The sequence below is a fragment of the Chitinophaga sp. genome (assembly GCF_036569125.1).
Lineage (GTDB): Bacteria > Bacteroidota > Bacteroidia > Chitinophagales > Chitinophagaceae > Chitinophaga.
This window is the reverse complement of sequence record NZ_DATCRF010000606.1, coordinates 1-6,867: the sequence shown is the minus strand read 5'-3', so window position 1 is coordinate 6,867 and position 6,867 is coordinate 1. Positions and strand designations below refer to the sequence as shown.

Below are 6,867 nucleotides of genomic sequence, written 5' to 3'. Positions count from 1 at the left end.
TTGTACCTGCCCTGGCCTGGGGTTAATAAAGGTGCGTACTTTTTTTACTGTTGCAAAAGCATCGTCGTAAGTGGCGCCCATTTTTAACAGGTAGGCAATGGCCATGCTGGGACCTCTGCCCAGCCCCTGCCTGCAGTGAATATATACTTTGCCGCCGTTCTTAATTTCATCACAGGCAAATTCTGCGCCTTTGATCAGGTCCTCTAAAGTGGGCGGGGTATTATCTATAGTAGGCAAATGAAGGTAGCGGAAGCCCTCATACTGCGCCTCCGTATAAATGGAATGCATGCGCATGTTAATGATAGCGGTGATGCCTGTTTCTTTTAACCGTTTTAATCCCTGCAGGTTGTATTGCCCGCCCAGGAACAGGTTGGCGGTGATCTGGCTGCGTTTAAGCCGGGGAATGCCCCTGAGCCGGCGGTAGGTGATATCCGTTAGTTTCTGGAAGAAAATAACTACCAATAGCCATATGCTCTTTAATCGCTTAAGCATTATCTTTTGTTTTTGGTACAGCAACATTCAGTGATGCCGGGGAAATGCGGATCTTAAGCTCCGCTGCTGTTTGCTCTTTATCATCACAAAGAAAGTGCAGGTTACCATCCCCACGTATGGTGATCTCTTTTGCCTGCCGGTGGTTCAACAGCTCCGAATCTTTCTGAAATAACATGCTGCCCGTAACTTTCAGCAGCGACCACAGGTTGGCATCACTCATGGAAATAACATCCAGCATTCCATCATTTACACTAATGCCGGGTAAGAAGGAATAACCTTCCCGGCCAATATTCCCCGCATTGGTGATAGTTAATGCCACGGCCTTTTCACTGTAAGGTTCCCCATCTATTGTTAAATGGAAAAGCGTGCCTTCTTTGGGTAATTTTTGAAAGGCAGTTAACCCATAGGCCCATTGTCCCCATTTTTCTTTCATTTCCGGATCGGTTTCAGTGATCATGTCTGAAAGAATACCCAGGTTTACCCGTATTAAAAAAGGAGTGCCGTTCACCAGGCCCATATCAATGGTCTTTATAGTATAGTCACCCGTCACCAGCATGCTTATAGCTTCTTCGGTATCCACCGGTATATTCAGCTCTTTGGCCATTACATTAGCCGTTCCGCCAGGCACAATAAACAAGGGGGTGCTGCTGCCATGCAGGGCGCGCGCAGCTTCCATCACAGTTCCATCGCCACCGTACACAGCCACTATATTATCTGTATCCTGCAGCACTTTTACCAGGTCAAAAATATCGCCCGGAGCTTTACTTTCTGTGATAACAAAGGGAATTGCAGCGTTGTGGAAAGCCGCTGCAATAATGGATATAATTGGCTCTTCCGTTCCGGCAGCAGGATTAATAATGAAGTGTATTTTTTTCAACACAATAGGTTTACACCGGGAAAGCTCCAAAATCATGCCTCCACAGCTACTACGGGGTTAATAGCAGTATTAATTTTATATGAATAAAAGGCAAATGGTTTATTGCTCAACAAATTTCTTCAGCAATACAATAGTCACATTCCAGCAAAAGGCCAGGTGTTTATAAATCCAAGGCCATAAAATTATAAATGACCGGTATGGCCGGTCATTTATACGTGTCAAACCTTTTGGGGCTTCAGCTCTTTTAAGCCACCAGGCTGGCCTCTGCTCCAAATGCATGATCTATCAGGATCTTCCAGGTGCCATCGTTCTGCTGGATCATTACTTCAATACCTTTGGCGCTGACCTTTACTTCGTCACCATCCGTAATGCTCCATTCAGAGCGGCCTACTGCAATGTCGCCGGTTTGCAAACAATACACGGTTTTAATTTCCATTTTGCCTTTAATGGATAAGATGCCCTTAATGGCTTCTTCAAATTTTTCAGCGCCGGATACCGGTTTGCCGGGTTCGGGCACAATAAAGCCGCTTACATCGTACATGCTCATTACGGTATGTACATCGCCGGTGTTAAAAGCGGCGGCCAGTGCGGCATGCGCATCTTCTGCTCTTTTAGGTAAGTTCATTTTTTTAAGGTTTAAGTGTTTAGAATAAGGCGGAGAAATTTTCTTCTTTGGCGATGGTTTTAGCAAGGGTGCCTGCATGTTCATATACTTTATCAAACAAAAAGCTGCCCATGCTGATCCTTTTTACACCCAGCGATGCCAGGGTCTCAAAATCCGGCAGCTGCGGCATGCACATTACGTTAATAGGCAGGTTAGTGGCTTTTACTACTTCGCGGATATCGTCCGGGCGCGTAATGCAGGGTACAAAAATGCCGTCGGCCCCGGCGCTTTCATAATGCTTAATGCGGGTAAGCGTTTCGCTTAATGCAGTGGGCATGCCCAGCAAAAAGCCATCTGTACGGATGTTCAGGAAGATGTGCAGATTATTGCGGCTGATGTGGTTTGCTACTGCAGCTAATGTTTTTTGAAAGGCGCTTGCTTCCTGCAGCACACGGCTGCTGCCGGCAACAGTATCTTCCAGGTTAATGCCCACCACACCTGCATCGTGCAGCTGTTGTATATGATCAATAATACCTGCTGCAGTACGGTTATAACCGCCTTCTATGTCAACAGAGAATGGTATACGTACGGTTTCCGTTACCCGCTTAGCCAGCTGCAGCAGTATCTCAAAGGGAAGCTGCTCACCGTCTTCATAACCGAAAGATTGCGCCAGCGCCATGCTGGAAGTGCCGATGGCTTTATACCCGCTGGCTTCAAATACCCGGGCGCTATGCACATTCCAGATATTACCCAATAGGAGTGGTGTTGCATTTTGATGCAGCTGCGAAAAGGTTTCAAATGCGCTCATACAATAAAGTTTATGCTTTGCTGATATTTTTCAACAAAACTAGGGCAGTGCTGCGCTTTGAAATTGTACAAATCGGAACAGGGTGCTTATTGTACGAAAGCCTGGTTAATGGGGAAGTTATTTTCCAGGTAGGCAGAGGGGGTAACGCCGGTAAATGATTTAAAATCCCTTATAAAATGAGATTGGTCAAAATAACCACATTCATATGCAATAGAAGTGAAGGGCTGATCATTTTTGGAGATCAGCTTAAGACTGTGCTGGAACCGGTATATTTTATTAAATGATTTTGGGGACAGGCCGGTATGCTGGTAAATGATCTTTTGCAGGTAACGGGGCGTAATGCCATGTTTGGTGGCAATGTTGCTGATGTTTGTTTCAGCTGCGTTATTTTTTATGCTGGTTAAAATGTGCGCTACTTTATCAATGCTGAAGGATTTCTTTTCATTGCGGGATAATCTCTTCATTAAAAAATCCTCTACCAGCGCTATCCTGTTTTCCGGTACGGTTTCTTCCAGCAGCTGCGCGTGCAGGATCTTTGCGGGTTTGCCTATAATATCGCTCAGGTCCGTAACCCGGTTGTTGAACACGCCCATTTCATCATCAAAAAAATAAGCGGCGGAATGGGTCAGGAAGCGGATGCCCAGCATGCTATGCCGGCCTTTTGAGCGGATGGCCAGTGGTTTGGTGATCTGCCCCCACAGCTCTATGGCTGGGTTTTTATAAAATTCATTTTCCACTTCGGCCTCCCAGGCGCCTTCTCCCAGGTTAAAGATCACTTCCATATCACCGCTGGGAAATACCGTATCGTCGAATGCAATGTTGGCATTGGATTCAAAGATATAGTAGTGCCGGATATACGGCTTTAAAGCAGGGGATGGGAGGAAGTGTTTAAATTCCATGTACTAAAATTAGGGATTTTCGGTTATAAATCCCGCGCCTTCCCTATCTTCCTGAGGCTCACGATACTAACTGCCAGCCAGCATAAAGGGCGGCATATATAGCAGGTAGTTTTTCCGGAATTTATAATAAACGGGCAATAGGGCGGGGAATTGTACTGTCCCGGTCATCTGTATGATCTGTGCCTCCATGCATCAGATTGAGCATTTTATTACGCAGTGCTGAAAGCAGTTCCGCTCTATCACCCATGAATATATGATCGGGTTAACCGGCTTCGGGGGACTGAAAATGACCGTCAGAGCAGGATACATATCTGGTTGATAGCTTATCTTTAATGCCGTCGCCCTTGCAAAAGGGGCCTGCCAAGATGGGTTTTACAGACAGATTGAATATAAATATTATGTTTAATGCGGTGTTTTTAGTATGATTTTTGAGCGGCATCCATTTAAGAGGCTACAACAATATAAAAGTACTGTGCTGCCGGGAACGAATGCACCTAAATCATTTTTAATTGTTATTTGATAATTCCTTTATTTGCAGTTGAAAGGGGGATTTTTCTTCCAAAAAGATAAAGATTATTATGACGACGAATGTTAATCAAGATCTGACACATGTTTTAATGGCTGAGGACGACGACGACGATTACCTGATTTTCTCTTTGGCAATTAATGACCTCACAACGGTTAAGGTAGTATTAACGAGAGCGGAAAATGGCGATATCCTGATGCGGTTACTGGGTGAAAAGCATCCGGACCTGTTATTCCTGGACCTGTTAATGCCCTGCAGGGATGGGCATCAGTGTATAAAGGAGATCCGTGCCAACAAGGAGTTTGATTCGCTTCCTATTATCGTATATTCTTCCCTGAGCGATCTGCAAACCATTGAATTCTGTTACCGGGAAGGCACAAACCTCTACGCTAAGAAACCTTCCTCCCTGGCAGATCTGAAAGATGTGCTGGAAAAGATCTTTGCGATTGACTGGAAGCGGATGCTTTACTATCCGCCTATGTCACAGTTTGTGATCAATGGGTAAGTAATAGCGCAGCCTTTCTTAAAGCAGAATGCTGCGCTTGCCGTTAGTATTGTTATTGGGGGAATTACTCCAGGAAACCCCGGAAGCAGGAACGGCCCTTTCACGCCCCCATAGCCGGATATTTTCTATTTGTTCAGGACTTGTTTTACTGAGTGGTACTACATTCAGGAAGCTTTTTTCAAAAAGCTGATCATTCACAATGCTGTCCCCATAAATAACAGCCTGGATGGCAACATCCCGCACAGCGCTTTCAAGATCTGATCCTGCAAACCCGTCTGAAATATCAACTAAATTATCCATCGTAGCCGCGGATGGTGTTGGCAGCATATTGCGTTTTATATATAGCTGAATAATGTCTTTACGCTCTGTTTCAGAGGGCAGGTCTACAAAGAACAATTCATCGAACCGGCCTTTTCTAAGTAATTCAGGGGGCAGCTGGCTTACATTATTGGCAGTAGCAACAACAAATACTTTGGCATGGCTTTCCTGCAGCCAGAACAGGAATTGCCCCACCATCCGGGTTGAGGTGCCGCCGTCATTTGAACCTGTTGCGCCCGACAAACCTTTTTCTATTTCATCTATCCAAAGCACGCAGGGGGCTGCATTGTCGGCAGAGGCCAGGGCTTCTTTCAACCGGTTTTCAGATTGCCCCAGGTATTGCCCGTGTATAGAGGCAAGGTCAAGCCGGTACAGGGGCAGGTTCCAGTTGGCAGCTATAAACTTGGCAGATAGTGATTTGCCACAACCCGGAACGCCTACCAGCAGCACCCCTCTCGGAGGGCGCAGTTTTCTTGCTTTCAGATCAGCAGTTAACAGCTGTTTTTGATTATCCAGCCATTTTTGTAAGCCGCTTAACCCGGCTACGGTTAAGGTGCCCGGATCAATTTTCACTCTTTCCAGGCCGGAAATATCACTGAATAGTTTGTCCTTGGCATTACTTAATTCCCTCAGGTCGTCTTTTGTAAGCGAGCCTTTGGCCATTTGGGTAGCTAATACATTTTCCGCCTCTATTTTGGTCATATTGGCCAGGGTAGTTGCGGCCATTATGAAATCGGCCTCCTCCCAGTCAATAGGTATAGATGCCTTGTATGGGATCACGCATTCTTTTACGATCGCTAACATTTCTTCCTCATTAGGCGCATCCAGGGTAATGGTCATTCCCAGCCTTTGCAGCTGGGGCCATACACTTTTTGTAGTGATGATACAGATGCAGCCGCCCCGTTCTATGGCCTGCACCACGCAATCATACAGATGGCGGGATACAATGTTGTCATCTTCAATGTCACTTACCTCCGTAAAAATGAAGGTCAGGTTTTGCCTTTGTGCAATATTTTGTACGGCAAAATCCAGCCCGCCGGCAATACTGCGGTCGTCATTTACACTTCTGTTTGTTTTAATATCCCTGGTGCCCTGGGACAGGCTGTGTACGTATATGGGGATATTGATCTCTTCAGATATTTGCTGCACTACTTCTAAAACCCTTGCGCGTTCTATGCTCCGTATGGATATAAAAGGGATCCTTGCCCGGAACATTCTTGATAAAGTAGTTTTAAATTCTTCCTTAAATGCCATTTAGAATATAATTTTTCTGCCTGTAGGGGGAATGGTATTGGTATTTGTATAGTGCTGTGGGCTGGCGCCTGCCGGGTTATTGGCCGATGTTTCGTATAAGCCAAAACTATTCAGCAGCAGCAACATTTTTTCTTTATGCTGCTGCCTTTTTGAAATATCATCTTTCAGCGACTTTTTTATTTCCAGCACAAAGTCTTCAAGATCTTTCCTGAGCACTTTGCGCAATTCTTCCGGCAGGCCTGCGGCGCTTACAAACTTTAAAAGTGTTGAGAGGTTTGTTTTGGCATCACGGAAAATGATCTCCAGCTCATTTTCACTTTTCATTTTTTGAAACTGGAAAGAGCGGTTGAATCTTTCCAGCCAGCCTTTTTTACGTGTTTTATAAGCCTCTTCCACCTTGGTATAAAAGCGTTGGGCGGTGCCGGCATCTAAGGAAAAGCTGCCCTGCTCCATTTGCGTAAGCACGGTATCATCTCCGTTACTGAATTTTTCAAGCACTGCAACCCACTCCGCATAGGTAACTATAGTCGCCATACGCTACTGGTGTTTTATCCTGGGATTAATGAACTGGCTGGGAGGTACAA

At 45.5% G+C, this 6,867-nt stretch carries 8 protein-coding genes; 1 reads left to right on the top strand and 7 read right to left on the bottom strand.

Going from position 1 to position 6,867, the window contains the following annotated elements; all coding sequences use genetic code 11:
- From VIM87_RS22680 to VIM87_RS22660, 5 genes are all read right to left on the bottom strand, one after another.
- Positions 1-492, bottom strand: a 492-nt coding sequence (locus VIM87_RS22680) for a dual specificity protein phosphatase (RefSeq protein ID WP_331999214.1), incomplete at its 3' end; no start/stop codon positions are given.
- Positions 485-1,369, bottom strand: a complete 885-nt coding sequence (locus VIM87_RS22675) for a diacylglycerol/lipid kinase family protein (RefSeq protein ID WP_331999213.1) — start codon at positions 1,367-1,369, stop codon at positions 485-487. The genes VIM87_RS22680 and VIM87_RS22675, both read right to left, overlap by 8 nt.
- 244 nt (positions 1,370-1,613) lie before the next feature.
- Positions 1,614-1,994, bottom strand: coding sequence for a YybH family protein (locus tag VIM87_RS22670; protein WP_331999212.1), 381 nt, complete (start codon positions 1,992-1,994; stop codon positions 1,614-1,616).
- A 19-nt stretch (positions 1,995-2,013) separates the two neighbouring features.
- A complete protein-coding gene (locus tag VIM87_RS22665; protein ID WP_331999211.1) occupies positions 2,014-2,781 on the bottom strand; it encodes an isocitrate lyase/phosphoenolpyruvate mutase family protein in 768 nt (255 codons plus the stop codon).
- A gap of 86 nt (positions 2,782-2,867) precedes the next feature.
- Positions 2,868-3,680 carry a helix-turn-helix transcriptional regulator gene (locus VIM87_RS22660; RefSeq protein ID WP_331999210.1) on the bottom strand — a complete coding sequence of 271 codons (813 nt, stop codon included), beginning with the start codon at positions 3,678-3,680 and terminating at the stop codon, positions 2,868-2,870.
- A 617-nt stretch (positions 3,681-4,297) separates the two neighbouring features.
- Here VIM87_RS22660 and VIM87_RS22655 point away from each other — a divergent pair.
- The gene (locus tag VIM87_RS22655) at positions 4,298-4,711 is read left to right on the top strand and encodes a response regulator (protein ID WP_331999209.1); all 414 of its coding nucleotides are present in this window, start codon (positions 4,298-4,300) and stop codon (positions 4,709-4,711) included.
- Positions 4,712-4,729: 18 nt separating this feature from the next.
- Here VIM87_RS22655 and VIM87_RS22650 read toward each other — a convergent pair whose 3' ends face one another.
- Together VIM87_RS22650 and VIM87_RS22645 are read right to left on the bottom strand one after the other, a co-directional pair.
- Positions 4,730-6,283 carry an AAA family ATPase gene (locus VIM87_RS22650; protein ID WP_331999208.1) on the bottom strand — a complete coding sequence of 518 codons (1,554 nt, stop codon included), beginning with the start codon at positions 6,281-6,283 and terminating at the stop codon, positions 4,730-4,732.
- The gene (locus VIM87_RS22645; protein WP_331999207.1) at positions 6,284-6,817 is read right to left on the bottom strand and encodes a hypothetical protein; all 534 of its coding nucleotides are present in this window, start codon (positions 6,815-6,817) and stop codon (positions 6,284-6,286) included.
- Between the last annotated feature and the right edge of the window lie 50 nt (positions 6,818-6,867).

What these genes read in the sequence shown, in the direction of transcription:
- VIM87_RS22655 (WP_331999209.1), top strand. Translation starts at nt 4,298, where the DNA reads ATGGCTGAGGACGACGACGACGATTACCTGATTTTCTCTTTGGCAATT.
- VIM87_RS22660 (WP_331999210.1), bottom strand. Translation starts at nt 3,680, where the DNA reads ATGGAATTTAAACACTTCCTCCCATCCCCTGCTTTAAAGCCGTATATC.
- VIM87_RS22650 (WP_331999208.1), bottom strand. Translation starts at nt 6,283, where the DNA reads ATGGCATTTAAGGAAGAATTTAAAACTACTTTATCAAGAATGTTCCGG.
- VIM87_RS22665 (WP_331999211.1), bottom strand. Translation starts at nt 2,781, where the DNA reads ATGAGCGCATTTGAAACCTTTTCGCAGCTGCATCAAAATGCAACACCA.
- VIM87_RS22645 (WP_331999207.1), bottom strand. Translation starts at nt 6,817, where the DNA reads ATGGCGACTATAGTTACCTATGCGGAGTGGGTTGCAGTGCTTGAAAAA.
- VIM87_RS22670 (WP_331999212.1), bottom strand. Translation starts at nt 1,994, where the DNA reads ATGAACTTACCTAAAAGAGCAGAAGATGCGCATGCCGCACTGGCCGCC.